The organism is Synechococcus sp. R55.8, from assembly GCF_047461895.1.
Classification (GTDB): domain Bacteria; phylum Cyanobacteriota; class Cyanobacteriia; order Thermostichales; family Thermostichaceae; genus Thermostichus.
The window spans coordinates 16,905-43,307 of sequence record NZ_JANSIB010000004.1 but is presented as its reverse complement, the minus strand read 5'-3'; the positions used below and the strand labels follow the sequence as shown (position 1 = coordinate 43,307).

Here is a 26,403-nt window from a genome sequence, read left to right as displayed (position 1 = left end):
CTGAGCGCCAGAGGAAACCGATCAGCCAACTCCTCAACGACCAAAGAGGTTAGCTGCCAAAGTCCTTCCCACTGGCTCTGGTCGTGAAGATGAGGTAGCCGGGGGGTCATCAGCCCCAATAGGCTCAGGAGATAAGGGATCCTTATCATCGCCGCTGCAAGGGGCTATGGTGTTCAACCCAAGAAGATTGAAAAGAGGCTATCCCTGGGCAGAAGCTGGCCCGGAAATCGGTCTGCCAGGCCTGTAGCCACTAGCGAATGTACTGAGCCAAAGCCCGCGAAGAATAGCCCACCCGCAATTTGCGCAGGGCATCCCGCTCGATCTGACGAATCCGTTCCCGCGTTAGGTTGAAGTGATCCCCCACCTCCCGCAGGGTTCTCGCCTGTTGCCCGTCTAACCCATAGCGCAACTCCAGCACTTGCCTCTCAATCGGCTTCAGGGTTTGCATGGCAGAACGCACATCCTGCTGCATCGATTGCACGAGGATCCCTTGAAAGGGCTGCTCTTGCCGCTCATCTTGCAGCAAATCTCCAAGGCGGCTTTCTCCTTCCTGGCCGACCGGCACATCCAGCGACAGGGGCAAAGCAGCAGCCTGTTGGATCATGCGCAGTTTCTTGACTTTAATGCCCAAGGCTTCTGCCAGCTCCGCTTCGGTGGGCCGCCTCCCCTGCAGCTTCATCAGCTCGCGGTTGGTGCGCTTGAGCAGGCGTACTTTGTCGACCATGTGTACCGGCAGGCGAATCGTCCGCGCTTGGTTGGCAATGCAGCGGGTAATGCCTTGGCGAATCCACCAATGAGCATAGGTGCTGAAGCGAAACCCCCGCTCCGCATTGAATTTTTCGGTGGCCCGAATTAACCCGATATTGCCCTCTTGGATCAGATCCAAAAAGGGCACCCCCCGATTGAGGTATTTTTTGGCAACACTGACCACCAGGCGCAGGTTGGCGTTGACCAGCTTGCGCTGAGCTTGCTCCCCTTGTCGGATGCGGGAGCGAAGGGTGGATACGGAAATCTGCAGGGCCTCGGCCAGAGCCTCATCGCTGGGATCCTCCCCCCGCCGTTGCCGCCATTCCTGCCGGGCTTGGTCGATGAGGAGCTTTTGCTGAATTTTGCGCGACAGCTCGATTTCCTCAGCGTGATCGATGCGGGGCACGCGACCGATGGTATTCAGGTAGTGATCGACAGCGTCTTCATTCAACCGGGATCCGCCGGCCCCTGGCTCTGAGTCAACTTCTGCGAGGTCGTCTTGAGGGGCAGACTCGGGGTCGAACCAGAGATCGTCGAACTCCTGAGGCGAAGAGGCAGAGTGTTCAGGATGAGGACGAGAAAAAACCACGGCCAGGTGAGGAGAGAACTTCATCTCCCAGTCTAAAAAGGTTTCTGCTGCTGCTGCGAGCGAAAATCGATCATGACCCTCTTTTTTGTCCGGAGATTTTTCCGTTTAGATGCGGGAACAGCAGGGATCCCATCCGTCAAGTCCTTGTAGGCAAGGGGTTGCCCGGCAAAAAGCGGTAAGCGATTTTCGATCTAGACCTTGAGATAAGATTGTTCCTGAGCCAGTCAGCTCAACGGCTGCCGGGTGGGATCCCAGGAAAAGGGAACCTTGCCAGCTCAGGCTACCATGTGAGGATCCCTCAACTTCCTCAGTCTGGAAAAGAATATTTACGGCTTTCTGCTCCTATGGAGTCTAACGACCGGCACCATCCATCGGCCAACTTGATTGGGGAGCGGGTGCGCTGGGTACGGGAGAAGCTGCAACTCACCCAAGATCAACTGGCGGGCCGCTTGGCCAAGTACGGTGTGCAGTTGGACTACGTCAAGATTGGCCAGGTGGAAAAGGGAAAACGGCGCGTCATTGACAAAGAACTGGTGGCCTTTGCCAAGGCGTTGGGGGTATCGGTCACTTGGCTGCTGAGCGGAGATGAATCCCACCTGTAGCGGCTGGTGGGAAGATATATCCGATACAAGTATCTCGAACGAAAAGACGTGAAGATACGTAAGTATCCTGCGCTTTTCGGCGTGATCTTGGTCAATTTCCGTGTAAGTACGGTAGGCTTAATTTACGAATAGATTGGTTTGAGGCCAAACCTCATCTTTCCCTCAACCATCCGAGGGGGTAGGAGAGGCGGAGAGATACAGCGCCTCGTCAGCAGTACGGGTTTTTCCAACAAGGATCGGGATCACGGGCTTCTTCACCTAAACTTGATATTGTTGACTTGGCGTTAAGCTGCCGCCGTTTATCTGTCTGTTTGTGTGAGGTTTGCCGATGCTCTCTTTCTTCTTCAACTCCAACAAGGCCAACAGCCGACAAACCGGAGGCCACCGTCTGCCTGCTGCCAGCAAAACCACAGGCACGCAACGGATCCCCAACTACAGCCGCCTGTCCGCTCCCCATGAAGTGCTCAAGCAGGAAAGGCAGATCAAGCGGGAGCAAGAGTTTACAGAAATGGAGCAAAACATCAATCGCATTCGCTACTTCTACCAAAAAGCAGATATGCCCCTGGAGATGCGACAAATTCTGACCTACCGTAAGCTGATGGAGCTGGACTACTTTACCCCGCAGGCGGCAAAAGAGCTGCTCAAGCAATGGCAGCAGCAGGAAAAGCAGGAGCAAGAACGCCGTCGGGCTTGAGAAAAGGACTACCTCCAGCAGAGTTTGGGCAGCCGAACCCTGGCAAGTGGGCTTGTTGAGCCAAGAGTTCCCGGTCTCCAGGTGGGGGAGCGTCTACGGGTAAAGGCCGCGATCCTGTAGGGCTTGGGCCACTCGGCCTACCCCTAGGGTGTAGGCAGCCAGTCGCAGCGACACTTGCCGCCGTTCTGCCTCCTGCACCACCCGTTCAAAGGCACGTACCATCAGACCTTCCATTTCTTGATAAACTCGCTCTTCATCCCAGAAGACGTAAGAGAGTCCCTGCACCCACTCCAGATAGCTCACCACCACTCCACCGGCATTGGTTAGGATATCCGGCAATACCTGGATCCCTCGCGATTCCAAAATCCGGTCGGCGGCAAGGGTGGTTGGCCCGTTGGCAGCTTCTGCCACAATCCGGGCTTGAATTTGGTGGGCATTGGCTTCGGTAATTTGATTTTCCAGAGCGGCAGGGATCAACACGTCCGCTTTTTGCACCAGTAGGTCGGCGTTGCTGATGGGCTCAGCCTGTGGAAAGCCCGCCATGCGGCCTCCCCGTTCCTTCATGTAAGCTTTGAGGGCGGGGATATCCAGTCCATTAGGATTGTAAAGGCCCCCAGAACTGCCGGAAACCGCCACAATCTTAGCTCCCGCCTCATGCAGCAAGCTGGCCGCTGCCCCGCCCACATTGCCAAAACCTTGGATTAACACCGTTGCCCCTGCCAGGGATCCACCATGTCGGGCCAAGGCTTCCCGTACCGTGATCATCACCCCCCGTCCGGTGGCCAGTTCTCGCCCTCGGGATCCCCCAATCGAGAGAGGTTTGCCCGTCACCACTCCCGGCACCGCATGCCCAACATTCATAGAATAGGTATCCATCATCCAGGCCATCTCACGGGCAGAAGTTCCCATGTCTGGAGCGGGGATGTCCTCTGCAGGGCCGATATCCTTGATCAGCTCGCTGGTATAACGGCGGGTAATGCGCTCCAGCTCCGAGACCGAATAACGCTTCGGATCGATAGGGATCCCCCCTTTGGCCCCACCGTAGGGAATGCCCATAAGGGCACATTTCCAGGTCATGAGCATCGCTAAGGCCGATACCTCTTCAAGGGTGACCGCGGGATGGTAGCGGATCCCCCCTTTGTAGGGGCCGAGAACGTTGCAATGCTGCACCCGATGGCCCGCCAGCACTTGGATGTGTCCGTTATCCAGCCGCACGGGGATCGCCACCGTCACCACTTTACGGGGGGTGCTGAGGATCGCCACCCAGCCGGGATCCAGTTTCAGCTCGCCAGCTGCCCAATCTAGGTAGCTGCAGGCCTGGGCAAGGGGACAGATATGGGCGGGAGAGGGAGGGGCAGAAGAGGCCAGCGCAGGACTTGCAGCCATGGCGAAGAGAAGCAAGGGCTGTTTCCACACTATACCGCCGGGAACCGGAGAGGAACGTTTTGTAGCAAGCGTTACAAATAATTGAGGATCTGCAGCAGAACAAAACAGAGGCCGGCACTGGCCAGGGGCACGGTCAGGTTATCCAACCCCCACCAAGAGAACACCTCCAGCCCCATAGCCATCCCTCCCACCAAAAGGCTCACTCCGAGCAAAGGGAGAGAGAAGCCAAAGTACCCCAGCAGCAGAGCCGCGATCACCAAGCTGCTCACTGCCCACATGGTCAGGGATCCCTCCCAGCTTTTTTGAATGGATCCCAGTTGGTAGGGGTGTTGGCCCCAAGTTTTGCCCACCAACCCTGCCAAGGCGTCGGCCCACGTCATCACCAATATGCCGATCACCGCGAAGACCTGTCGCTGGGGACGCCAAAACCAAAACAGCAGCAGGCCAATGCTGACGGCGTAGAAACAGGTGCCAAAGCTGCGGCGACCGACTCCATTCAAGCTGGGCAAGATGGCCACCCGGTAGGAGAGCAGCGCCAAGCCGGCAAACACCAGAGAGAATCCCACCCCTAGCCAGCGAGGCACTTGCAAAGCCCAAGCCAACAAAATGATATTGCCCACACCAATGTGAATGGCCTTGCGCACCCATTCCCCGTCCACCTGCCGGGAGCGCAGCCATTCCGCAAAAGCAAATACGGCGGCCAGCCAGAGAGCATAGCAAGCAAGCTGCTGGGCCAGGCCCATGAAACGGCCTCAGAGGGTTTTCAAGTAGCTGAGCAGATCTGCCATCTCCTGAGGATCCGGCTGGAACTGGGGCATGGGAGGCGTTTTGCCACCGGTCACCTGCTGAATAATAAACCGATCCGAGCGGCGGCTGCTCACCCCCCGCAGACTGGGCCCCACTCGCCCATCCGCTTCTTCTCCGTGGCAGGCTGCACAGTTGAGGGCAAACAAGGATGCACCATGGCTAACCTGCCCCTGTAAGCTGAGGACGGCTTCCGTGTAGGGATCCAGACGAGCCTCAGCACTTAGCCAAGCCCAGGTCAATATCGCCAGCCCTAGGCCGAGGAGGGCAAGACCCAGCCGAGTTTTTTGAGACCAGACACTTGTAAAGAACTGCTGCAAGGATTTGAGGAAGGGTTGTAAACGTCGTTGGGATGGAGGTTGAAGTCGCTTTTGCTCAAACTCAACCCAACTGCCAGTTGACGACTGGCTGCTGCAGGATTGAGGAGTGTCTGAGAGGGAGGGAGGCACAGACAACGCTGAGAGAAACCGTTTCAATCTTTTACATTTCAACCAACACGATAACCCAGGAGCCTTTCCCTGCCAATAATCTGTAAAGGTATTTACTTTTTCTTAATGGTTGGCTGGGCCACGTGAGACTTTGATCCCTCTGAGGGGGGACGGTTGGGAAAGAGCCGCTCCATCACCTCCGCTTGGGCCCAGGGATCCCGGTTGAGGCTGTGGATGGCATTGGCCCATGGAAAGTGCGCCTGCAGGCGGCGGTAGAGAGATAAATTACCATAAATGACGACCGCTGCCACCCGCTCCCGATGCTGTTGCAGCCAATCCAGCACATAGTTGGGCAGGGGATCCCGAAGGAAACCTTGGAAAATCAACCCTGGGGCGTTGTCTAGAGCGGCTTCCAACCAAGGCAGGGGGGTAAGGGCATCGCTGAGCACAGGAAGCATGCCCAGGGCAGCCGGAACATGCAGGGCGGGAGACTGCAACTGCACATCGGCAGCACCCAAGGGGGGATCCTGCCAGATCCAGTTCAACCATCCGGGCTCTGCGGGCGGGCTGAGGGGCCGGCCTCCTTCCACGCCACCGCGGGCCATAGCCGCTTGACAGGGGGCGATATCCTTCTCGGCCAAGAGGGATCCCAGCTGTGCGGCTCTGTGCAGAGCAGAGGTCAGGTGGGAGCGCCTGTTGAACAACTTTCCCAACGCCGTTCGCGTCCGCGGAACGGAGTCCTTGTCCTTGGAGATGGGATCCCCCAGCAGCAAAGGCTTCAGTTGCTCGGCGGGAGAGCCACGGTTGAGGGCCGGATCTGTGGGATCCTTGGCTCCCATCCATCCGCCAAGGGCGCTGAAGTCGGTTTCTGCCAGGGCCGGCCACACCTGTTGGAGGAGAGCTGAGGCGGCGGGTAGGAGTCGCTGTTTGGCCCGCAGCACCCGCGTCACCGACTGGGCAAGCTGGGCTGCGCTGAGGGATCCCTGTTGCACCGCTTCCAAAACGGCTGCCAAGGATGCCATCGGATCGGGGGGGGCCAAAATTAGGTCGGCACCGGCCTGGAAAGCCCGCACGGCCAATGAGTTGGGAAAGGACTCCGTCCCGCTAACGCGAACGGCCAGCTCTGCCAGAAAGCCTTGATCGAGGCTATCCACGACGATAAGCCCACCAAACCCCCATTCCTGGCGCAGCAGTTGGGTCAGCCGCCCCGGCAGCAGGGTGATAGGCCAGCGCTCATCCCACTCCGGCAGCACCACGTGGGAAACCAAGATCGCCCCCACCTGCTCCACCAAACCTCGAAAAGGCAGCCAAGGTCCCTCTTGGAGCTGGGCTAGGGTCAGGGTTAATCGGGGGCACCAGGGGGTGTCTGTTGTCTTTGGGGATGGCTTCAGTCCGGCCTGAACCGGATCCCTCCAGCCTTTGCCCGGAAAAGAGCTGGCTGTGGTTAGGATCCCGCCTGTGCTGCCCGGGGTGGCTTGCTCACATCCGCGCACAAAAGCTCGCGCCAGTTGCAAAGCAGACAGGGGATCCTCCGCCAGCGCCCCTTCCCCCAGCGGCTCTGCCACCGGGCTGAGCAACCAATTGATGCCGATGGCCGCCGCCTCCCGCGCCGTGATCCGCCCCCACTGCTCGGCCCAGCGCTCGGCTTCCGCCCCCAGGCGGCTCAACCCTAGAGGATGGGGGAAAGGGGTCGCCCCCTGCAGGGCCAGCCCCCGCCCGACCTCGGCTGCCACCAAAAGGGGCAGAGCCGTCCAAGACTGGGCCTCCTCGATCAGCAGCAGGGCCTCGGCCACGTGGCCATCCGTGAGCCAGATGCCCCCGATCCCCACCTCCTGGATAAGCCGTTTGAGGATCTCTCGGGGAGGAGACTGGGATCCCAGACGGGCCGAGACCGGCACCACCAACAGTTGCGCCACCTGCCGGGCTAGGGACAAGGGTCGGTCAAGTTCCTCGAGCGGAGATCCGGAAACACTCATAGGCACAGCCGAAAGTTCGTCAGCAAGGGGAACTGCTCCCTTTGCAGAAACGCAGATCATGATAGCCACTCCTGCCGGTTGCGGCTCGCAGCGGGCTGTTGAGGGCTAACGAGAAAGCCGACAACGGTCACAGGTGCCACAGGGCAGGCCGGGCTGCTCCCCAGGGTAGCCAAAATAGGGCAAGATCGCCTGCCACCGACAGCCGCGGGCGTGGATGAGGGCTTCCATCCCTTGCCAGGGATCCTCTCGTCTTAAAGGCTGCCAACGGCGGTGCAACACCTGAAAGCGAAAGGGATCCGGCCAGTGCAGGCAGCCCATCTCCTGCAGCAGACCCAAGGCCACCCGTGCCTCTCCGGGCGGCAGGTCGGCGTAGGATCCCTGCTGAGGCAAGGTTTGCAGCAGGTGGCGTGCTCGGGCCTGAAGGCGCTCCTGCTGGGAATAGAAATAGGCTTGGCGCCGGCGATCGCTGGGATCCAGCATGCCCGTCGGCTCCGAGACCAGCATCAGGGCCCGACAAGGGCCACCATCCCGACCGCCTCGCCCCACCTCTTGCAAATAATCCATCAAGGTGGGCGGGGGATGAAAGTGCAGCACCCAACGCACATCCGGCTTGTTGATCCCCATGCCGAAGGCGTTGGTGCAGACCAGAAAGCGCAGTTCCCCCTGCAGCCAGGATCGTTCTAGCCGGCGGCGGGATCGCGCTTCCAGCCCCCCGTGATAGGTGGCGGTTTTTAGGTTCTGTCGGCCCAGCCACTCGGCCAGCTCTTCCCCATCCCGTCGGGTGCGCACATAGACCAGACCCGACCCGGGATTCTCGCCCAGGAATCGCAGCAGACGACGACGGCGATCCGCCGGGCTCCAGGCTATCGCCACATTGAGGGAGAGGTTGGCCCGCAGGGGATCGGCGCGAATGTGCTCCGGATCCCGCAGCCCCAGGATTTGGCTGAGGCGGCTGCAGGTTTGGGGGTCAGCCGTGGCGGTAAAAGCGGCGATGGGAAAAGAGGGCTTCACCGGGGCCAGAGCCGGGCGCAGCAATCCCAGACGGCGGTAGTCGGGCCGGAAGGATCCCCCCCAATGCACCAACGTGTGGGCCTCATCCACGATCAGGCCGTTGATGTGCACCTGAGGCTGTTGCAGCCGTTGCCAAACGGGGGGGCTGAATAGGGTCTCCGGCCCCAGATAGAGCAGGCGCAGTCGGTTTTCCTCAAGGGCCTTCAACACCCGCTTGCGCAGGGCTGGATCCAGTTCGCTGTGGAGACAGGCTGCCGGCAGCTTGCGTTTCCAGAGATCCTGAACTTGGTCTTCCATCAGGGCGATCAGGGGCGAGACCACCAGCGTCACCCCTGTTTGCAGCAGGGCTACTAGCTGAAAGCACAGGGATTTGCCAAACCCCGTCGGCAACACCACCAGCGCGTCGCGCTTGTCCAGCAGAGCGCGGATCACCTGATCCTGGGGTGGGCGCAGCCTCTCGTAACCCCAGTGTTGCTTGAGGGCGCGCTGAATCTGCTGCCAATCTTGCAAACGGCAACCCCCTTTTCAACAATTTCTTCAGCAATCTACAGCGATTTCGGGAGAAGCTGTCTTATAGGCTATTTCAAATCCCGCTGAACCTGCTAGCTCCCCTCTCCCAAGGGGTGAGGGCGCAGAGGATCGGCCCCACCGGCTTGCCTGTAGGGGATCCCTGTCACACCTATCCCCGTGTCCAGGGGGCTGGGATCAGGATCCCCGGCAGAGAAGGGATTCTCACCTGCTGCATGGGTGAAGGTGTCGATGGCGGCGGGCTTGTGCGATCCTAGAGCTGGGACTTCCCGCCTGCTTCGATACTTTTCCCATGACTGCCAAAGTGCTCCGCACCGCTGACGCGAACGACTCCTCGCGCCTGCTCCAGCCCAGAACGGCCTCTGTTCACCGTCGCACTGGAGAAACGGATGTCCAAATTCATCTGAACCTGGATGGCAGCGGGCGCCATGAGATCGATACTGGGATCCCCTTTTTGGATCACATGCTGGCCCAGCTCAGCACCCACGGGTTGATCGATTTGCAGATCAAGGCCATAGGGGATCTGCACATCGACGATCACCACACCAACGAAGATGTGGGCATCACGCTGGGACAGGCTCTGGCGCAGGCTTTGCAGGATCGGCGGGGCATTCATCGCTTCGGCCATTTTTGGGCGCCTTTGGATGAAGCTTTGGTGCAGGTGGTGCTGGATTTTTCGGGTCGCCCTCACCTCAGCTATGGCCTGGAGCTGCCCACAGAGCGCATTGGCCGCTACGAAACCCAGTTGGTGCGGGAGTTTTATCAGGCGGTGGTCAACCACGCCCAGCTTACCTTGCACATTCGCCAAGCTGCCGGTCTCAACGCCCACCACATTGTCGAGGCCAGTTTTAAGGCGTTTGCCCGTGCCCTGCGCATGGCCGTAGAACGGGATCCCCGCCGACAAGAAGGGATCCCCAGTTCGAAGGGAGTACTCTAGGCATGAACTGGCCACGGAGACTGTTGGCCTTGGCTCTGGGATTGGGGACAGTTTTCTTCGGTCTGGGCCAGATGGGGGGTGCAGAGCGCTTGGGGGTGTTTCTGCCGCCTTTGTTTGATTGAGTTCTCCTTGCCCGTGGAGGATCTGGCCCGGTTTGCCCACAATGGCACGGTGAGCCGGCAGTTGGATTTTTATCTGCGGCGGCTTACGCCAGAGCAGCAGGCAGCTTTGGCAGATTTGCTCACACGCGATTTTGATCCCAGCACCTCTGCGCACTACTTTGATTCGAGACCTGAGGCCAGAACGGATCCAACTGGCCTCGTTCGCGACGGCGGTGCGGAGCACTTTCCCGTGAGAAGTGTCTTGAGCTGAGGAGCTGAGAAGAGGGCTGGCTGCTATCTTTTCGGATTATTCCCTTTGGTTTTGCTGAATCTCTGCCCATGCTGCTGTTGCTGACCAATCTGAGCGCCGTTTTGCTGTTTTTGCTCTGCCCCTGGTGGGTGCTGAGGCGGGAGTTCGGCGGCACAGGGGTGCTGGCAGGAACCTTTGGCCTCATCGACCCGCAGCAGTTGGGAATCCCGGAGACTTTGGCGGTGGGTTGGATCCCAGGGTTGAGCTGGGCCTGGGTGCTGTTGGCGCTGTTGTCATGTCTGGCTCTGGGGATCAAGGAGCGGCAAGTGCGGGCCCGCTGGCTGTACAGCTTGGGAGTGGTCGGTCTGGTTCTATTTGGGCTGGGCTTGCTCTGGTTTTATGGGGCAGTGGGGGCGGTGAATGGGGCGGCCCTGGCGGAGGGGATCCCGCCGGCTCGGTTGCCGTTGCGGCGGTTCAGCCCTTCTTTGGCTGGCTATGCCAGCTTTGCCTATGCCCTGCTGCTGTTGCTGCTGGGGCGGCTGCAGTTGCCGGGAGGAAAAGCTTTTTTGGTGCGGCAGCGGCAGATCATCGTACCCCTGAGTGCCTTGGGGGCGGCGGTGGCAGCAGGGGCGGTGGTGGTGGGGTTGCTGCGGCCCGGCTTAGGCTCCTCGCCCGATTCGCCTTTTTTTGTAAAGCTGAGCACCAAAGTGGACTTGATCACCTACACCTTTTCATTGCTGCAGGCGGCCTGTTGCCCGGCTATTTCACGGATCCCTTGCAGGCAGCCCAGGTGGAAATGGACTGCGATGAACGCTCAACTTGAGTACCTCTGAGCGGAGATCTCGTTTGCGCTGGCGCTGCGGAGCAATATGGCAACTCTGTTTTGGGCTTTGATCCCGGCTACCCTGCGCTCCACCACCCCTCTGTTGCTCACGGCCTTGGGGGGCATGTACTCCGAACGCAGCGGCGTGGTCAATATTGCCCTGGAGGGGATCATCTTGTTTGGGGCTTTGGCGGCGGCGGTAACCACCCAACGCCTGGAAGCTTCCCTTCTGGCCCAGACTCCAGCAGCTCAGGTGGGTTGGATCCCTTGGGTGGGTTTGTTGGCCGGCGCCTTAGGGGGGGTGGCCATTGCCTTTGTGCATGCGCTGATGTGCATCCGCTACAGAGCCGATCAAATTGTCAGCGGCACTGCCATCAACCTGTTGGCCATGAGCGTGCCTTCGCTGGTGCTGCAATCGTTCTACGGCAACACCACCAACTCTCAAGAAATTGTCAATCGGCTGCCGCTGTGGCATGGGTTTAGCCCCTTGGTGTATCTGGCCTTTCTGTTGGTGCCAATCTCCTGGTGGTTGCTGTTCAAAACACCCTGGGGCTTGCGGCTGCGAGCGGTGGGAGAGCATCCTCAGGCTGCTGCCACCATGGGGGTGGATGTCCTGGGTATGCGCTACGCGGCGGTGCTGCTCTCCGGCCTGTTGGGGGGCCTGGCGGGGGCCTACCTTTCCATTGGCTTTTTGAACCAGTTTGTCCGCAACATGTCAGCAGGAAAGGGCCTTATCGCCTTGGCAGCGATGATCTTCGGCAAGTGGCACCCCTTCGGGATCTTGGGCGCAACGCTGTTGTTTGGAGCCACCGACGCCCTGGCCATCCAACTGCAGGGAGGAGATGTGATGCCGCCCGTGTTGATCCAGGCTTTGCCCTTTGTGTTGACGATGGGGGTTCTATCGGGAATGCAGGGCCGCGCCCGCCGCACTCGTCCGCCGGCTGCCTTGGGCAAAATCTACAGCAACTGAGAAAGAGCCCAGAATTAAGATCCAAGTTGCGGGCTTGGGCAGCAGTTAGTCAGGTGATCGGGGTCGATTGCACATCCCTGGTGGGTGCGCTAGTTCTGGACGCGATTCTCAGTGTGGGCCTGTTGGCTCCCGCCTTGGCAGCCCAGATGGGGCAAAGTCTAGCCGGTAGGGATCCCCATTTGGGTTTATTCTGGACTTAGCCATCTTTCCAGAGTTGCACCTCAGCTTATGCGGGATCCAGAGTCGAAAACGGTTTCACCCCATCGGGATTCTGGCGGTGGCCAACCCTGGAGGCTCTTGTTCCAAGCAGTCGGTAAATCAATCTATGTTAGGGGGGGATGAAAACCATGGACATTGATCTCCGTCCGCTGATCGTTCTGTCGCCCATTGTTTTGGTGGTTGCCTGGGCTGCCTACAACATCATCAAGGCTGCCATCAAGGGAGAAGCCAAGCTCTTCGGAGAGAGGGGCAACAACCCCTTCGGCAGAGGCGGGAGCTGAACGTGCGGATCCGGTCACAGCCGGCAGGCTCAGTATGCTAGGCGAAGCAACCCAGGCAGCGGTAACCCCTTCCGAGGGAGCCCGCTCAACATCCGCCGATGTGATTGTCATCGGGGCGGGAGTGGCCGGTTTGGTGTGTGCAAGGCAACTGCTGCGGGCAGGGCTCCAGGTTCTGGTGCTGGAAAAATCGGCAGGCTTGGGCGGGCGCATGGCCACCCGTCGAGTTGAACATGCTGGGCAAACGGTGCCAGTGGATCATGGGGCTCAATACCTGACTGCCGATTCGGATGGCTTTTATCGCTGGGTGAAGGAGCTGCTGGGCCTGGGGCTGCTGGCGGAATGGACGCGCTCGCTGCATGTGCTGGATCGAGAAGGGCTGCGCCCAGAGGATCCCAACGACGAGAAACCACGCTACGCTTGCCCCCAGGGCATGACAATGCTGGCCAAACACTTGGCTGCCCCGCTGTCGGTACACACCCAAACTCGTGTGGTCAGCCTCAAACCTTTGGTAACCACCTGGCAATTGAAAGCGGAGAACGGCCAATGCTACGAGGCTGCTGCCTTGGTGGCGACAATCCCGGCCCCCCAGTTGCTGCCCCTGCTCCGGGAAGGGATCCCTTCGGCTGAAAACCTGTTGCCTCTGCTGGAATCCGCCCAGTATCAACCCTGCCTTGCGGTTTTGGCGGGCTACTCTGAGCATACGCCGCCTTGGAAGGGGATCAAGTGCTTGGAGGATCCGATGTTGGCCTGGCTGGGACTGGACAGCAGCAAGCGCCTGCAGCCGCTCCCGCCTGTGGTGGTCTTGCATGGGGGGGCGGAGTGGTCATCTCTGTACTTGGAGGCCGGCCCCTCTGAGCTGGAAAAGGCCGGTCGAGAATTGCTGGCCCACGCAGCCCAACGGCTGGATCCCTGGTTGGCTTCGCCACAATGGATGCAGGTGCACCGTTGGCGCTACGCTTTGCCTTTGGAAACCACGGGATTGGCCAGCTTAAGCACCCGTGTGCCGGTTTCCGCTGCTGAGGGATTGCCTTTGGTTTGTGCCGGCGATTGGTGCGCCGGAGGGCGCGTAGAGGGGGCTTGGCTCTCAGGACACAATGCCGCCAAAACCTTGCTCGAAATGCTTTCTGGGAAATGAGGGTATGCACAGGCCGACCCGGTCGGCAGGGCAAGTGCCTGACCTGGCGCAGGACAGAGATGACGGCAAGACCACTGGGAGGGTAGGCTGAGGGCCGCTGAGAATTTCCACCCTCTGGGCCGGGGAGTGTGTCAAGCTAAAGGGTGGATCCCCCGGCAGATGCTCTCCTCTCCACTCATGTCCAGAATCTGTACAATCTACCGCCGTGCGCAATTTGCCGCCAGCCATCGGTACTGGTTGCCCGAACTCTCAGAAGCCGAGAACTTAGCCCGCTTTGGCCCCAATGCCCGTTTTCCCGGCCATGGCCACAACTATGTGCTGGAGGTGGGCATGAGTGGTGAGGTGGATGACTATGGGATGGTGCTCAACCTCTCGGAGGTGAAGCAGGTGATCCGGCAGCGGGTGATTCAAGATCTCAACTTTGCTTATCTAAATCAAGCTTGGCCGGAGTTTGCCCAAACCTTGCCCACTACCGAGTTTATCGCTTACGTGATTTGGCAACGCCTGGCCGATGCCTTGCCCCTAACCAGCGTCCGTCTGTACGAAGATCCTGAGCTTTGGGCCGAATACCGAGGAGAAGCCATGCAAGCCTACTTGACTGTTGCCACCCATTTCAGCGCCGCCCACCGCTTGGCTCTGGATCACCTGAGTTTTGAAGAAAACAGCGCCATCTACGGCCTCTGTGCCCGTCCCCACGGCCACGGCCACAACTACGGCCTGGAGATCACCGTCAAGGGATCCATCGACCCGCGCACGGGGATGATCGTGGACTTGGCGGCCCTGCAGCGGCTGATCGAGGAGCAGGTGGTGAAGCCGCTGGATCACACCTTTTTGAACAAAGACATTCCCTACTTTGCCCAGGTGGTGCCTACTGCCGAAAACATCGCCCTCTACATCCAGCGGCTGCTGACTCTGCCCCTGCGGGAGCTGGGGGTGCAGTTGCATCGGGTTCGCCTGCAGGAGAGTCCCAACAACAGCAGCGAGGTCTACGGGGAGTTTCCGCTGGAAGAGCTGCTCAACTCCTCAGAAGGACAAGATGTGGCTTCTTCCGCTTCTGGCAGCCGTATTGCCATGCAGGGCTGATGCGGCCATCATGTTGGATCTCCATCATGTTGGATCTGGTTAAGCTGAGCGGGCAAATTCCTGCGTTCACTCGGCACCTGCAACAGGAGTCGAAAGCCAGCCAAGAACGCCTGCGCCAAGCCTGGCAAGTTTTCGAGCGCTGGCAGCAGGAGCCGCAGGTTTGGCAGTCCCGCTGGGTGGAGTGGGGATCCCATCTGTCGTTTGTTTGCGCCAGCCCCGCCGAGCCGCCGGAAGCCTGGGGATCCCTGCCCAAGGTCGAGCCTCTGCAGGGGCGACACACGGTGGTGGCCACGGATGGATCCCAGATTTTGCCCAGTCACCACGAGATTGCCTACTGCTCGCTGATCAATGTTGGGCGCGTGGTTCTCCACTACGGCACCCAGGAGTGGCCGCTCCTGGACAGCCAGCCCCTGCTGCTGTATGGAGATGGGCCCCTTGCCCAGCAAAACCGCTCAGACTCCCCTCTCTCGGAACCGCGGGCAGAAGGGTTGCCGAGGGCCCCCCTTAACCGGCGAGACTCTCGCCCGCAGCGCGCTCCAGGTGAACGCAATCCTACCAGCGGCACGGAGTCCTCGTTGGGGCTGGAAGAGATACTGGCCTTACGACGCTCCCAAGCGGAACTGGAGGAGCTGGCTCGTTTGGCCCTGTCGGTGCCCCGTCGCCGCACCACGCTGGCGCTCCTGGATGGATCCCTAATCCCTTGGGGACTGGAGCCTCTGCCCCAGTCGGCCCGGCGCCCCTGGTTGGATCCCATTCTGGCGACCTTGGAGCAGTTGCGGGCGGCCCGCATTCCTCTCGTGGGTTACATCAGCGCCTCCCGCAGCAGCGAAACCCTCAACTACCTGCGCTTGGGGCTGTGCCCGTACCTGGGCTGTGACTGCTACCGCTACTGTCCCGGCGAGAAGTCTCCTCCCTGCCATCCCTTCGCCCCCCTGGCAGACCGCGTCTTTTGGGGATCCCTGCTGCAGCCGGGAGAGCGCAGCCCCCTTTGGCGCAGCGGCGCCAGCGTGTTGGACGCCTTCGGGGAACACCACGTCCACTGTTGTTACCTCAATGTTGGCGAGGGATCCCTGGGCCAAGCCGAAATTGCTCGCCTGGAGTTTCCCGCTTGGGTGGTCCAGGATGCGGAGTTGCTGCAGCGGGCTCTGGCAGGGGTGCTGAGCCAAGTGCACAAGGGCTTTGGCTACCCCATCGCCTTGGCGGAAGCCCATCATTTGGCGGTGGTGAGAAGCGGGGATCGGCAGCGGTTTTTTGCCTTGATCGAGCAGGAGCTGCTCCGGGCCGGCCTGCGCCACGTGGCCGTCTCCCGCAAGGAAGCCCAGAAGCGGAGTGGCATTGCCTGAACCGACGCCGGGGATCCCTGGCACCCAAGAGAAGGCTGTAGCCTATTGAGGGGATCCCCATTCAACGGCTAGGGTTGCCAAGGTGTCCCAATCCTGTCTCTGTTGCCGACATGACCGACATGATGATCCGAGCCCCTCTGCGCAGCCTCATCTCCCCCCTCACCCACGACCCCCTTTGGTACAAAGATGCAATCATCTACGAGCTGCCGGCACGGGCCTTTTTCGACAGCGACGGCGATGGCGTGGGCGACTTCCAGGGCCTGACCGAAAAGCTGGACTACTTGCAAGAACTGGGGATTACAGCCGTCTGGCTGCTGCCGTTTTTCCCCTCGCCTTTAAAAGATGACGGCTACGACGTTTCTGACTTTACCAGTGTTCACCCTGACTTGGGCACCCTAGAGGACTTCAAGATCTTTCTGGAGGCTGCCCATAAGCGGGGGATCCGCGTCATCATTGAGCTCATCCTCAACCACACTTCGGATCAGCACCCCTGGTTTCAGCGGGCCAGACGAGCTGCCCCCGGCACCCCCGAGCGGGACTTTTACGTTTGGAGCGATACCCCCGAAAAGTACAAAGAGGCCCGCATTATCTTTCAAGACTTTGAAGCGTCCAACTGGACCTGGGATTCAGTGGCCAAGGCCTACTACTGGCACCGCTTTTACTCCCACCAGCCAGATCTCAACTACGACAACCCCGCCGTACAAAAAGCCATGTTCGAGGTGGTGGACTTTTGGCTGAGCTTGGGGGTAGATGGCATGCGGCTGGACGCGGTGCCTTATCTCTACGAGCGGGAGGGCACCACCTGCGAGAGCCTACCGGAGACCCATGCCTTTCTCAAGGCTCTGCGCCGACACATTGACCAAAGGTATCCTGGCCGCATGCTGCTGGCGGAGGCCAACCAGTGGCCAGAAGATGCTGTGGCCTACTTCGGCGATGGGGACGAGTGCCACATGGAGTTCCACTTTCCCCTCATGCCACGGCTATTTATGGCCATCCAGATGGAGGATCGCTTCCCCATCATTGACATCCTGCAACAAACCCCTCCCATTCCTGAAACCTGCCAGTGGGCCCTCTTCCTGCGCAACCACGACGAGCTCACCCTGGAGATGGTCACTGACGAGGAGCGGGACTACATGTACCAGGTGTACGCCAAGGATCCCAACGCGCGGGTGAACCTGGGGATCCGCCGCCGCTTGGCCCCCCTGCTGGGCAACAGCCGCCGCCGCATCGAGCTGATGAACAGCCTGCTGTTTTCTCTGCCCGGCACGCCGGTCATCTACTACGGGGACGAGATCGGCATGGGGGACAACATCTACCTGGGGGATCGCAATAGCGTGCGCACCCCCATGCAGTGGAGCGCCGACCGCAACGCCGGCTTTTCGCGGGCCAACCCTCAGAAGCTCTACCTGCCCATCGTCATCGACGCCGAGTACCACTACGAAGCTGTCAATGTGGAGGCGCAGCGAAACAACCCCCATTCCCTGTGGTGGACCATGAAGCGGCTCATCGCCGTGCGCAAGCGATTCCAAGCTTTTGGCCGCGGCTCCTTTGAGCTGCTCCACCCAGAAAACCGCAAGGTGCTTGCCTTTGTGCGAGCCTACCGCGGCGAGCGCATCTTGGTGGTGGCCAATCTCTCCCGCTACGCCCAGTGGGTGGGGCTGGATCTATCGCCGTGGGAAGGATTGATCCCGGTGGAGATCTTTGGCCACACCGAGTTTCCCCCTATTGGGCGACTGCCCTATTTCCTAACGCTAGGCCCCCATTCCTTTTACTGGTTTTCCCTTGAGCCCAAAACGGAGACCATCCACCTCAGCCCCAGCAAAGCGGAGGAGCAGGAACGCCTGGTCCCTCTGGTTGTTCAAAGTGGTAGTCCTCTGGTTGTTCAAAGTGGTAGTTGGGACAGTCTCTTGCAAGGGGAAAGCCAAAAGCAGCTGGAGGCAGTCTTGGCGGACTACCTCTACCGCTGTCGTTGGTTTGGCTCCCAAAACCGCCAGCTCCAGGCGATCCATATCCTGCAGGCTATCCCCTGCCGCCGAGAAGAGGAGTCCTTGCTGGGCAGCCAGATCTTGCTTCTCCAGGCCGAGTTTATCGAGGGCGATACGCAGCTCTACTCTCTCCCTGTGGGCTATGCCACCCAAGAAGCAGCCGTACACCTGCGCCTAGAGATGCCCCAGGCGGTCATCCTCCCTGTGCAAGTGGCCGGAGGGCCGGCGGGAGTAATTTTCAACGCTCTGGCTGACAAAAGCTTCTTGCTGCGGCTGCTGCAGCTAATTGCCCAGCAGGGCCGCCTGCGTCACCGTCAGGGAGAGCTCTGGGCCACTAGCTTTGCTGCCCTTGAGCATGACCTGGAACCCCGCCTCCTCAAGGCGGAGCAGAGCTACACCTCCGTTGTCTACGGCAACCACTACCTCCTCAAGCTCTACCACCGGGTGGCCGAGGGGGTAAACCCAGAGCTGGAGATAGGCCGCTACCTGCTGGAGCACCATCCCCAGGTGCGCGTGCCACGGCTGCTGGGATCCCTGGAGTATCGCCGTCGTCGCGGGGCCCGTGGGTTTGATCCCGCCGATCAGCCCATTACCCTGGCCATTTTGCAGGAGTACATCCCCAACGAGGGAGATGCCTGGCACTACACCCTGGACAGCCTGGGGCAATTTTTTGAGGCGGTGCTGGTTCACTACCAAGAGGTGGATCCCGTGCCCGTGCCGCAGGGATCCTTCTTGGAGCTTTCCCAACAGCCCTTGCCGGAGCTGGCCTACGCCACCATCGGCAGCTACCTAGAATCGGTGCGGATCTTGGCCAAGCGCACCGCCGAGCTGCACATCGCCCTGGCTGCCGATACGGAGAACAAAGACTTTGCCCCAGAGCCTTTCTCCAGCCTGTACCAGCGCTCCGTTTACCAGTCCATGCGCAACTTGGTGGGGCAGGTGTTTCCGCTGCTGTTCGCGTCAGCGGGACGGAGTCCTTATAAGCAGCTCCCCAAGCTGCCGGAAGCAGAGGCCAACTTGGCTCGGGCTGTTTGCGACCAAGAAGGGGAAATCATGAGCCGCTTCCGCCTGATCCTGGAGCGGAAGATCACCGCCCTGCGTACCCGCTGCCACGGGGATTATCACCTGGGCCAGGTGCTGTTTACCGGCAAAGACTTTGTCATCATCGACTTTGAAGGGGAGCCGGCCCGCTCTTTGGGCGAACGGCGTCTCAAGCGTTGCCCCTTACGGGATGTGGCGGGGATGCTGCGATCCTTCCACTATGCTGTCCACACAGCTTTGCGCCAGCAACTGGAGAGCGGCTTGGTCTGCGCCGACCACTGCCCCGACATGATGCGGTGGGCCCAGTTTTGGCACCGCTGGGTCTGCGCGGGCTTTTTGGCCGAATATCTGCAGGTGGCTTCCCAAGCGGCTTTTTTGCCCCGCAGCCTGCAAGAGATAGAGGTGTTGTTGGACGCCTATCTGCTGGAAAAAGCCATTTACGAGCTGGGCTATGAGTTGAACCACCGCCCCGAGTGGGTGGAGATTCCCCTGCGCGGGATCCTGCAGTTGCTGGGCATTTCCACCAAGGTTTAGGGGATCCTGTCGGTGGGTCATTTGGGGGACAAGCATGTGTGGACGGTTTAGCCTGGGAGTGGCGCCAGAAGTGCTGAGGCAGCATTTTGGCTTGCCGGTGGCAGCAGAAGAAAGGGCAGCTGTCCCCCGGTATAACATCGCTCCTTCTCAGCCGGTGCTGGCGGTGGTGGCGGGATCCCTTCAGCGCGAGGCAACCCATTTTCGCTGGGGCTTGATCCCCAGCTGGAGCCGAGCTCCTCAGGCCGGCTGGATCAATGCCCGAGCTGAGACAGTAGCTGAGAAGCCTTCTTTCCGCGAAGCTTTCCGCCGTCGTCGCTGCCTGATCCCGGCAGATGGCTTCTACGAGTGGGCCGACCAGGGTACAGGCAAGAAGGGCAGACAACCCTACTGGTTTCACCTGCTGGATCGACCGGTATTTGCCTTTGCCGGCATTTGGGAACGCTGGCGCAGTCCAGAGGGGGTGGAGGTGGAAACCTGTGCCATCCTCAACACCGCTGCCAACCGTCTGATGCAGCTTTTTCACGAGCGGATGCCCGTGATTTTGACGGAAAACGACTACGACCTCTGGCTGGATCCCCAGGTGCAGGATCCCAAGCTGCTTTTGCCCTTGCTCCGCCCCTACCCAGCAGAAGCCATGGCGGCTTATCCGGTCAGCACCTATGTGAACAACCCCCGCCACGAGGATCCCGCTTGCCGTGCTCCTATCGGAGAAGCAGTGCAGGGATCCAGCCTCAGCGAGCCCGCTGGTAGCGCATCCCCGGCAGTTGTACCAGCCAGCCTTCCAATTCCATAAGCAGCAGGGTACTGGAAAGGGTGGCAATATCCATCTGGCTAGCCTGGGCCAGGGCATCGAGGCTGAGGATGCCCTCCCCTAGCAGCTGCCAGAGCAGTTGCTGTTGGGGATCGCTGGGGCCAGTGGACGAGGGCTGCTTTAGCACAGGGGATCCCTGGAGGAGGCCCAAGTCTTTCAACAGCTCCTCGATCCCCAGGATCATGCCGGCGCCGTCGCGGATGAGCTGCAGGCAGCCGCGGGCTGCTGCCGTGTCGATGTTCCCCGGCAGGGCATACACTTCCCGACCGTAGTGGTTGGCCAGGTGAGCAGTAATTAGCGCTCCCGAGGTTTCCGGAGCCTCCATCACCAAAGTGGCGCGGCAGAGGCCGGCAATGATGCGGTTGCGCTGGGGAAAATGCTCCTTGGCCGGTGGCGTGCCGGGGGGATATTCGCTGAGGATGGCCCCTTGGGCCAGGATGCGCCGGTAGAGAGCTTGATGGTGAGCTGGGTAAACTTTGTCCACCCCCGTTCCCACCACGGCCACCGTCTTGCCGCCGGCATCCAGACAGGCCTGGTGGGCAATGCCGTCGATCCCCGTTGCCAGCCCCGAGACCACCACACAGCCAGCTTCCGCCAGGGCAGCGCTGACTTTCTGGGTCCACTGTCGACCGTAGGCCGTAGGGGCGCGGGTGCCGACGATGGCAATAGCCGGCTGTTGCCAATTGGGACATTCTCCTAGGGCATAGAGAATGGGCGGGGGATCTGGCACCTCCCACAGCAGCGGCGGATAGTCCGGATCTGCAGGCGTGAGAAAGGGGATCCCCGCTTTGAGGGTTTCCTCCAGGATCTGCTCGGGATCAAGGCCAGGACGGGCAGAGACAATAGCCTGGGCCAGGGTGGGGCCAATGCCTTCCACCTGCCGCAGGGCCGGGGCATCCGCTTGCCAAGCCCGCTCCAGGGATCCAAAAAACTCCGCCAGCCGTTTCAGGCGGTGGGGGCCAATCCCTTTGATGCGGGCCCAAGCTAGCCAGTAGGGCCGCTCCCGTTCTTCATGGCCTGGCCCACGGGAAGGCTCCCTCTTGCCAACAGGATCTGAAGGGGAAAGGGGAAAAGACAATTTAGCTCTGCGCAGTAGTGGCTGTATCTTAAATGATTGGCAAAAGGAACGCTTGGCAAAAAAGCAGGAGATGGGTAGATGTCAGGGTTGGATCCCGGCGGTAACCTTCAGGGATCAAGGCCCCTGCGGTTTGGGCGGATGCGCCAAGCTTGGGTGTGGGGGGCCTATCTCCTGCTGTGGCTGTTGACCTGGGTGGGATCCCGCTCGGCCCAGCCCCAGTTTTTGGGGATCCCGGCCTGGTATTGGCTGGCGGGATTGGCTGTCCTGCTGTTGGTACCTCTTAACTTCTACATTGTGCGCGTTTGCTGGCCGAGAGGCGGAGATGAGTAACACGGTTTTGAGTCTGGGTGTGGTGGGGGCATACTTGCTGCTGCTGGCGGCCATTGGCTTCTGGAGCTATCGCCACAGCGGTCGGGATCCGGTTAGCTACTTTTTGGCGGGGCGGGGGTTGGGATCCCTGGCTCTAACTTTGACGACGCTGGCCACCTTGCTCAGCGCCTTTACCTTCATTGGGGTGCCGGCAGATGCCTATACCCACGGCCTAGGGATCTTCCTGGGGGTGGGAGTGACCACCGCCTTCATTTCGGGGCTGTTTTTGTGGGTGGGCTACCGGGTATGGCTAGCAGCCCAACACTTTGGCTTCATCACCCCTTCGGAGTTCTTCGGCCATCGTTTTCAAAGCCCCCTGTTGGCGTTGTTGTATTGCCTGAGCGCTTTGGTGTTTACAGCCCCCTACATCAGCATCCAGATCATTGGCGGGGCCCGAACCCTAGCGGCTGTCTTGGGGGAGGGGATCCCCTACTGGCCCTTGGCAGTGGTGGTGGCCTTGGTGATCCTGGGGTATGTGCTCTTTGGAGGATCCCAGGCGGTGGTCTGGACGGATGTGGTGCAGGGGATCATCTTGATTCTGGGGATGGGGGTGGCCTTTGTTGCAGTGGCTTTCTCCCTAGGGAGAGAAGCGGGTAGCGAACTGGATCCCTGGCTGAGCTTGCCCGGCCCCAATGGGCGCTGGAGCTGGCAAGGGTTACTCGGCAATCAACTGCTGTTTTTCATGGCCACTCCCCTTTTCCCACAATTTTTCCAGCGCTTTTACATGGCCAGGAGTGCTCATCCCTTCAAGACCCTGATGGTAGTCTGGCCGCTGCTGATTCTGCTGGTCTTTTTCCCGGCAGCTCTTCTTGGGGTTTGGGGCCGCCTGGCTTTTCCCGGCCTGGAGAAAGCGGACCAGATCATGCCCCTGATGTTGCAAACTCTGCCCGGCGGTGTGGCAGCGGTGGTGATTACAGCAGCTCTGGCCGCCCTCATGTCCACGGCAGACTCACAGCTCCTTACGGCCAGCTCGTTGGTAACGCGGGATCTGGTAGTGACCCTCTTTAGACGCCAGCTTTCCCCCCACCAAGAAGAACAATTGGGACGCTGGGTGGTGCTGGGGATCGGCCTAGCTTCCTTTGTGATTGCTCTTAACCCGCCGGGGCTGATTGTGGAGATTGCCACCTGGAGCTTTCAGGGCAACGCCATGCTGTTCCCTGTCTTAATTGCTGGCCTGTACTGGAAGCGGGCTACCCGCGCCGGGGCAGTAGCCGGGGCCCTCGTCTCCAGTGGCCTGACTTTAGGTTGGCTGTCGGGTCTGTTGCCGCGGGCTTGGACAGGGGGCTGGTTACCCGTAATCCCGGCAGTGGTGATCGGCAGTGGGGTGTTAATTGGCGTAAGCTTGCTTACCCAGCCGCCCAAGGAGCAGGTGACCGCCTACTACGAGGAAGGGCCTTGGGGAGAGTAGGTTATTCTTTATCGATCAGCTCAATCAACGCTTTTCCAGGTCTGCCGGTAGCCAGCCAGCTTGAGCCAGGCCGTTGAGAAATGCGAAAGTCCCTCCTAGAAAAAGCAAGCCCATCAGGCCCGCCAAGGGGTTGCCACCAATCCCCGTTAGCCACGCTGGCGCCCTGCCGGTGTAGTCTATCCAGGCCAAGTTGTTGACCCAGGCCATGCCCCATACCCAACCCGCGTGCAGCCCTAGGCTAAGGCCCAGCTTGTTTTGGTTCCAGACCCTCGCCTGCACCAGCAGCAGCCCCATCAGCCACAGTCCGGGAAATTGCGGCCAGGTGGCGAGAATCTCAGGCAAAGGCTTCAGGAAATGGGCCACAGCAAAGAGGAAGCTGGATCCCCACACCGCAGTGCTGCAACCGTAGTCCAGCAGCATCTCCTGCAGCAGCCAGCCGCGAAAAAACAGCTCCTCCGCCAGCGCCACCCCCAAGCCCAAAAGCAACCCCAGCAACCCATAGACCAGCAGGGATCCCCTGTCCACTGGCCTCCAACTCAGCCAACCCAGGGATCCCTCCAGGCCCAAAAGCAAGAAAAGCCCCCCGACCCCGATCCCCAGGCCCCACAGGATCCCGCCTCGGCAAGGCCAACTGCCATCCAGTCCATAGGCGGCAAACCCGGATCCCCACAGCCCCAGCCAGACCAGCAGCAAGGCATACAGGGGCAGCCACAGGTAGGCTCGCGCTTCCGGAAAAAACCACCCCCCCAGCCCGACCCACGGCAGCCAGGCTAGGAGGGGGATCCCCAAAAACAGCAACAGCCGCAGCGGCAAGGGCAAAGCCTTGAGTTTTGCAATCAGCAGGCCCACCCCAACCGCTCCTGCTTAGCGTTCCGGCTCAATGGAGCTGGTGAGGCCGTGCTGACGCAACTGCTCACAGTAAAACTCCGCGTGCTCCCGCGGCACCACGATCACCACAGCAACACCGTTGTTGTGGGCCTCTAGCATGATCTCGGTGGCTTGCGGCGGCATCATGGATGGGATCACCTTGACCAGCACCTGCACCACGTACTCCATGGTGTTGACATCGTCGTTGTGCAGCAACACCCGGTACATGGGCATGTGCTTTGGGGTTACAGAAGGCTTGACCAGGGTCTCTGTAGCCACAACGATCCCTCCTTCGGCAGGGTCAAAAGAAGTCTAAGGAACGCAAAACCGCAGAAATGGGGCAAAAGCAGGAAAAACTGTAATGAAATTTTAGCCTTCTCAGCAAGCTCTGTGAAAAGGCCCTGGGGAGCCTAATCCATTAAACAAACCCTAACCCAACCTTCACCTGCCCACAACCTCAGCTTGAGGGCAAAAGTGCTTGACTAAAAAGGCGATTGGCCTCTGCTGCGGATCCCTTTACATTTGCCTGTGTCCCTGAGGTGGGCCCTATGAGTTCCCTGCGTTCCCGTCGCTTTTTCCTGCAGTTGCTGATGTTTGGGGGTGGGGCAGCTGCCCTGGCTGCCTGTGGGGGCACCTCCAGTTCCTCCATTCCCCCCCTGGGAGAGCCTGGATTTCCCCAAGGGGTATTTGCCGGGGATCCCACCTCGGAAGGGGCGGTGCTTTCCACGCGGGTGATCCCGGCCAGTGCGACAGATACGGTTGCGGTGACGTTGCAGGTGGCTGAGAATTCCGAGTTCAACCCCATTTCGCAACAAGTTTCACTTACTGCTCGCCGTGTGGCGGGCCGCAACTACCGCACTGAGCCAGGCGACTACATTGCTCGTGCCGTCGTCACCGGCTTGAGGCCAGCGCAGCGCTACTTCTACCGGTTTGTCAGCGAGGGGTTTACCAGCCCTGTAGGCCAGTTTCGCACCCTGCCAGCTCCTGGGGATGGACGACCCATTCGCTTCTTACACATCAGTTGTGCCAACGAGCCTCCCTTTCCTATTGGGGCAGCCATGCTGGCAGAAGTCAGCCGCGGCGATATCGATTTCATTTCCTTTAACGGCGATACCGTCTACGCCGATCGCTTCTGGCTGGGGTTAGATCCCATCGGCAATCTGGAGTTCTACCGCAGCCTCTATCGGGATCAGCGGGATCCCAACTATGCCGGACGAGAGTTCGTGCAACTGTTTGGCCGGACTTCCTTTGTTGTCAACTGGGACGATCACGAGGTAATTGACAACTACAGTGGCCAGAAGGCCCGCGGTGGCCGGGCCACTCAGCTGAACGACACCACCGGGCAAACCCGCGATGTGGAAGATCTCAAGGTGCTGGGCTACCAAGCCTTTTTTGAATACAACCCCATTACCCCCAACCTGACAGATGTGGCCGGTGTGGATAGCCGGGATCGGCTGTTTCGCAGCTTCCGCTACGGGGCCAATGCCGAAGTCTTTATCCTGGATCTGCGCCAGTACCGGGATTTGGCGGCGGTCACCCCCATTTTGCCCATTTTGCCCCCCGGCCTGACCCGTCAGCGTTTTTTGGAGCTGGCCGGCGTTCGCCTCACGCCCGAACAAGAGACCCTCTTCTTTGGCCCGCCGGGATCCGAACAAGCCCTGTTTAACCTGCTGCGCCGCACGCCCCGTACCCTCTTGGGCAATCCGCAGAAGCAGTGGCTGTTCAACGGCCTGCGCAACTCCACCGCCACCTACAAGTTCATCGTCAGCGAGTTTCCCATCACGGTGACCTACTTCCGCTCCAACGATGTTTGGGAAGGCTACTGGCTGGAGCGGCAGGAAGTCATTGACTTTATTGAGAGCAACAACATCCGCAACGTGGTGTTCCTGACGGGCAACAACCACGCCGGCTTCATCGGCCAGGTCAACCCCGGCAGCAGCAACCCTATCTGGGAGGTGTGGACCGGCCCCACCGGGCGGAGCGTTACGGCCCTGAGCATTGACGAGCTGGGCAATCAACTGGGGATCCCCAATGCCAGCCGCCTGTATTACCGGATTGTGAACGGCTTTTTGGCACCGGTGAACCCGGCCAATCCCCAGGTGAGCGGGATCCCAGGGGTAACGACGGGCAACTTGCGCTTTTTGGAGCTGGCGGTGCCCAACTACAACGTTATTGAAGTCTCCGGCAGCCGCTGCACCATTCAAATCAAAGGCCCCGCCGGCAGTGTTTTGACGGATCCCTTAGGGCGAAGGGGGGAACTGAATTTGCCGCAATGAGAAGTCGGCCAGACCGATGCGGGAGCTTCGCCGGATTTCTGGTCAGAATTGAGGGATCCCTGCTCTACTCGGGATCCCTTTTTTTGTAACTCTTTTTCGCGATTTTCAGCATGAGATTCTTAAGATC

The 26,403-nt window shown here is 60.1% G+C and carries 24 protein-coding genes; 15 read left to right on the top strand and 9 right to left on the bottom strand.

The genetic code is table 11. The annotated features are described in order from the left end of the window. Positions 1 to 250 precede the first annotated feature (250 nt). Entirely contained in the window at positions 251 to 1,360 is a 1,110-nt protein-coding gene (locus tag NW829_RS00850) for an RpoD/SigA family RNA polymerase sigma factor (RefSeq protein ID WP_414351534.1), read from the bottom strand. A 320-nt stretch (positions 1,361 to 1,680) separates the two neighbouring features. On the opposite strand from NW829_RS00850, the gene NW829_RS00845 reads away from it, so the two are divergent. Both NW829_RS00845 and NW829_RS00840 read left to right on the top strand, forming a co-directional pair. Then, positions 1,681 to 1,938: a helix-turn-helix domain-containing protein gene (locus NW829_RS00845; protein ID WP_041436246.1), complete on the top strand. Its 258-nt coding sequence runs from the start codon at positions 1,681 to 1,683 to the stop codon at positions 1,936 to 1,938. Between the two features lie 328 nt (positions 1,939 to 2,266). Next, on the top strand, positions 2,267 to 2,632 hold the full coding sequence (locus NW829_RS00840) for a hypothetical protein (RefSeq protein ID WP_414374207.1): 366 nt from the start codon (positions 2,267 to 2,269) through the stop codon (positions 2,630 to 2,632). Between the two features lie 93 nt (positions 2,633 to 2,725). Here NW829_RS00840 and NW829_RS00835 read toward each other — a convergent pair whose 3' ends face one another. The 5 genes from NW829_RS00835 to NW829_RS00815 form a co-directional block, all read right to left on the bottom strand. After that, positions 2,726 to 4,018 (bottom strand): Glu/Leu/Phe/Val family dehydrogenase, encoded by a 1,293-nt coding sequence (locus NW829_RS00835; protein WP_414416235.1) that lies wholly within the window; start codon positions 4,016 to 4,018, stop codon positions 2,726 to 2,728. Positions 4,019 to 4,089: 71 nt separating this feature from the next. After that, on the bottom strand, positions 4,090 to 4,761 hold the full coding sequence (locus NW829_RS00830) for a diacylglycerol/polyprenol kinase family protein (protein WP_414416234.1): 672 nt from the start codon (positions 4,759 to 4,761) through the stop codon (positions 4,090 to 4,092). Positions 4,762 to 4,770: 9 nt separating this feature from the next. Continuing rightward, positions 4,771 to 5,064 carry a c-type cytochrome gene (locus tag NW829_RS00825; protein ID WP_369791762.1) on the bottom strand — a complete coding sequence of 98 codons (294 nt, stop codon included), beginning with the start codon at positions 5,062 to 5,064 and terminating at the stop codon, positions 4,771 to 4,773. Between the two features lie 299 nt (positions 5,065 to 5,363). Continuing rightward, a complete protein-coding gene (locus tag NW829_RS00820) occupies positions 5,364 to 7,184 on the bottom strand; it encodes a glycoside hydrolase family 3 N-terminal domain-containing protein (protein ID WP_414416233.1) in 1,821 nt (606 codons plus the stop codon). Between the two features lie 147 nt (positions 7,185 to 7,331). After that, entirely contained in the window at positions 7,332 to 8,747 is a 1,416-nt protein-coding gene (locus NW829_RS00815) for a RecQ family ATP-dependent DNA helicase (protein ID WP_414416232.1), read from the bottom strand. Between the two features lie 310 nt (positions 8,748 to 9,057). Between NW829_RS00815 and hisB the strand changes: the two genes are divergently transcribed. The 10 genes from hisB (at position 9,058) to NW829_RS00765 (ending at position 20,260) form a co-directional block, all read left to right on the top strand. Then, positions 9,058 to 9,702 (top strand): imidazoleglycerol-phosphate dehydratase HisB, encoded by a 645-nt coding sequence (gene hisB, locus NW829_RS00810; protein ID WP_414416231.1) that lies wholly within the window; start codon positions 9,058 to 9,060, stop codon positions 9,700 to 9,702. A 135-nt stretch (positions 9,703 to 9,837) separates the two neighbouring features. Beyond that, the gene (locus NW829_RS00805) at positions 9,838 to 10,074 is read left to right on the top strand and encodes an alpha/beta hydrolase (protein ID WP_414416236.1); all 237 of its coding nucleotides are present in this window, start codon (positions 9,838 to 9,840) and stop codon (positions 10,072 to 10,074) included. Between the two features lie 68 nt (positions 10,075 to 10,142). Continuing rightward, positions 10,143 to 10,886: a hypothetical protein gene (locus NW829_RS00800; RefSeq protein ID WP_414413150.1), complete on the top strand. Its 744-nt coding sequence runs from the start codon at positions 10,143 to 10,145 to the stop codon at positions 10,884 to 10,886. A 36-nt stretch (positions 10,887 to 10,922) separates the two neighbouring features. After that, positions 10,923 to 11,846: an ABC transporter permease gene (locus NW829_RS00795; RefSeq protein WP_414330799.1), complete on the top strand. Its 924-nt coding sequence runs from the start codon at positions 10,923 to 10,925 to the stop codon at positions 11,844 to 11,846. A gap of 347 nt (positions 11,847 to 12,193) precedes the next feature. After that, positions 12,194 to 12,346, top strand: a complete 153-nt coding sequence (locus tag NW829_RS00790; RefSeq protein WP_414330801.1) for a photosystem II protein Y — start codon at positions 12,194 to 12,196, stop codon at positions 12,344 to 12,346. A gap of 34 nt (positions 12,347 to 12,380) precedes the next feature. Next, complete coding sequence (locus tag NW829_RS00785; RefSeq protein WP_414413149.1) at positions 12,381 to 13,481, top strand: NAD(P)/FAD-dependent oxidoreductase; 1,101 nt, start codon at positions 12,381 to 12,383, stop codon at positions 13,479 to 13,481. 177 nt (positions 13,482 to 13,658) lie between these two features. Continuing rightward, entirely contained in the window at positions 13,659 to 14,564 is a 906-nt protein-coding gene (locus NW829_RS00780) for a 6-carboxytetrahydropterin synthase (protein WP_011432318.1), read from the top strand. A gap of 26 nt (positions 14,565 to 14,590) precedes the next feature. After that, positions 14,591 to 15,907 carry a DNA double-strand break repair nuclease NurA gene (locus tag NW829_RS00775; protein WP_011432319.1) on the top strand — a complete coding sequence of 439 codons (1,317 nt, stop codon included), beginning with the start codon at positions 14,591 to 14,593 and terminating at the stop codon, positions 15,905 to 15,907. Positions 15,908 to 16,017: 110 nt separating this feature from the next. Next, positions 16,018 to 19,467 carry a maltose alpha-D-glucosyltransferase gene (gene treS, locus NW829_RS00770; protein ID WP_414416230.1) on the top strand — a complete coding sequence of 1,150 codons (3,450 nt, stop codon included), beginning with the start codon at positions 16,018 to 16,020 and terminating at the stop codon, positions 19,465 to 19,467. Positions 19,468 to 19,501: 34 nt separating this feature from the next. After that, positions 19,502 to 20,260, top strand: coding sequence for an SOS response-associated peptidase (locus NW829_RS00765; RefSeq protein WP_414416229.1), 759 nt, complete (start codon positions 19,502 to 19,504; stop codon positions 20,258 to 20,260). On the opposite strand, the gene dprA is transcribed toward NW829_RS00765, so the two are convergent. Next, positions 20,199 to 21,356 carry a DNA-processing protein DprA gene (gene dprA / locus NW829_RS00760; protein ID WP_011432322.1) on the bottom strand — a complete coding sequence of 386 codons (1,158 nt, stop codon included), beginning with the start codon at positions 21,354 to 21,356 and terminating at the stop codon, positions 20,199 to 20,201. The genes NW829_RS00765 and dprA overlap by 62 nt on opposite strands. 78 nt (positions 21,357 to 21,434) lie before the next feature. On the opposite strand from dprA, the gene NW829_RS00755 reads away from it, so the two are divergent. Beyond that, positions 21,435 to 21,686 carry a hypothetical protein gene (locus NW829_RS00755; protein WP_414329380.1) on the top strand — a complete coding sequence of 84 codons (252 nt, stop codon included), beginning with the start codon at positions 21,435 to 21,437 and terminating at the stop codon, positions 21,684 to 21,686. Continuing rightward, entirely contained in the window at positions 21,679 to 23,133 is a 1,455-nt protein-coding gene (locus NW829_RS00750) for a sodium:solute symporter family protein (protein WP_414416228.1), read from the top strand. Before NW829_RS00755 ends, NW829_RS00750 begins: the two co-directional genes overlap by 8 nt. Positions 23,134 to 23,157: 24 nt before the next feature. Here NW829_RS00750 and NW829_RS00745 read toward each other — a convergent pair whose 3' ends face one another. Both NW829_RS00745 and clpS read right to left on the bottom strand, forming a co-directional pair. Beyond that, on the bottom strand, positions 23,158 to 23,982 hold the full coding sequence (locus NW829_RS00745) for a lysostaphin resistance A-like protein (protein ID WP_414416227.1): 825 nt from the start codon (positions 23,980 to 23,982) through the stop codon (positions 23,158 to 23,160). Positions 23,983 to 23,997: 15 nt separating this feature from the next. Beyond that, positions 23,998 to 24,279, bottom strand: a complete 282-nt coding sequence (clpS, locus tag NW829_RS00740) for an ATP-dependent Clp protease adapter ClpS (RefSeq protein ID WP_414333897.1) — start codon at positions 24,277 to 24,279, stop codon at positions 23,998 to 24,000. A 269-nt stretch (positions 24,280 to 24,548) separates the two neighbouring features. Between clpS and NW829_RS00735 the strand changes: the two genes are divergently transcribed. Beyond that, on the top strand, positions 24,549 to 26,276 hold the full coding sequence (locus tag NW829_RS00735) for an alkaline phosphatase D family protein (protein ID WP_414416226.1): 1,728 nt from the start codon (positions 24,549 to 24,551) through the stop codon (positions 26,274 to 26,276). Positions 26,277 to 26,403 lie beyond the last annotated feature (127 nt).

What these genes read in the sequence shown, in the direction of transcription:
- NW829_RS00795 (WP_414330799.1), top strand. Translation starts at nt 10,923, where the DNA reads ATGGCAACTCTGTTTTGGGCTTTGATCCCGGCTACCCTGCGCTCCACC.
- NW829_RS00765 (WP_414416229.1), top strand. Translation starts at nt 19,502, where the DNA reads ATGTGTGGACGGTTTAGCCTGGGAGTGGCGCCAGAAGTGCTGAGGCAG.
- NW829_RS00835 (WP_414416235.1), bottom strand. Translation starts at nt 4,018, where the DNA reads ATGGCTGCAAGTCCTGCGCTGGCCTCTTCTGCCCCTCCCTCTCCCGCC.
- NW829_RS00750 (WP_414416228.1), top strand. Translation starts at nt 21,679, where the DNA reads ATGAGTAACACGGTTTTGAGTCTGGGTGTGGTGGGGGCATACTTGCTG.
- treS (WP_414416230.1), top strand. Translation starts at nt 16,018, where the DNA reads ATGACCGACATGATGATCCGAGCCCCTCTGCGCAGCCTCATCTCCCCC.
- hisB (WP_414416231.1), top strand. Translation starts at nt 9,058, where the DNA reads ATGACTGCCAAAGTGCTCCGCACCGCTGACGCGAACGACTCCTCGCGC.
- NW829_RS00775 (WP_011432319.1), top strand. Translation starts at nt 14,591, where the DNA reads ATGTTGGATCTGGTTAAGCTGAGCGGGCAAATTCCTGCGTTCACTCGG.
- NW829_RS00735 (WP_414416226.1), top strand. Translation starts at nt 24,549, where the DNA reads ATGAGTTCCCTGCGTTCCCGTCGCTTTTTCCTGCAGTTGCTGATGTTT.
- NW829_RS00850 (WP_414351534.1), bottom strand. Translation starts at nt 1,360, where the DNA reads ATGAAGTTCTCTCCTCACCTGGCCGTGGTTTTTTCTCGTCCTCATCCT.
- NW829_RS00755 (WP_414329380.1), top strand. Translation starts at nt 21,435, where the DNA reads ATGTCAGGGTTGGATCCCGGCGGTAACCTTCAGGGATCAAGGCCCCTG.
- NW829_RS00845 (WP_041436246.1), top strand. Translation starts at nt 1,681, where the DNA reads ATGGAGTCTAACGACCGGCACCATCCATCGGCCAACTTGATTGGGGAG.
- NW829_RS00800 (WP_414413150.1), top strand. Translation starts at nt 10,143, where the DNA reads ATGCTGCTGTTGCTGACCAATCTGAGCGCCGTTTTGCTGTTTTTGCTC.
- NW829_RS00780 (WP_011432318.1), top strand. Translation starts at nt 13,659, where the DNA reads ATGTCCAGAATCTGTACAATCTACCGCCGTGCGCAATTTGCCGCCAGC.
- NW829_RS00830 (WP_414416234.1), bottom strand. Translation starts at nt 4,761, where the DNA reads ATGGGCCTGGCCCAGCAGCTTGCTTGCTATGCTCTCTGGCTGGCCGCC.
- NW829_RS00785 (WP_414413149.1), top strand. Translation starts at nt 12,381, where the DNA reads ATGCTAGGCGAAGCAACCCAGGCAGCGGTAACCCCTTCCGAGGGAGCC.
- NW829_RS00840 (WP_414374207.1), top strand. Translation starts at nt 2,267, where the DNA reads ATGCTCTCTTTCTTCTTCAACTCCAACAAGGCCAACAGCCGACAAACC.
- NW829_RS00790 (WP_414330801.1), top strand. Translation starts at nt 12,194, where the DNA reads ATGGACATTGATCTCCGTCCGCTGATCGTTCTGTCGCCCATTGTTTTG.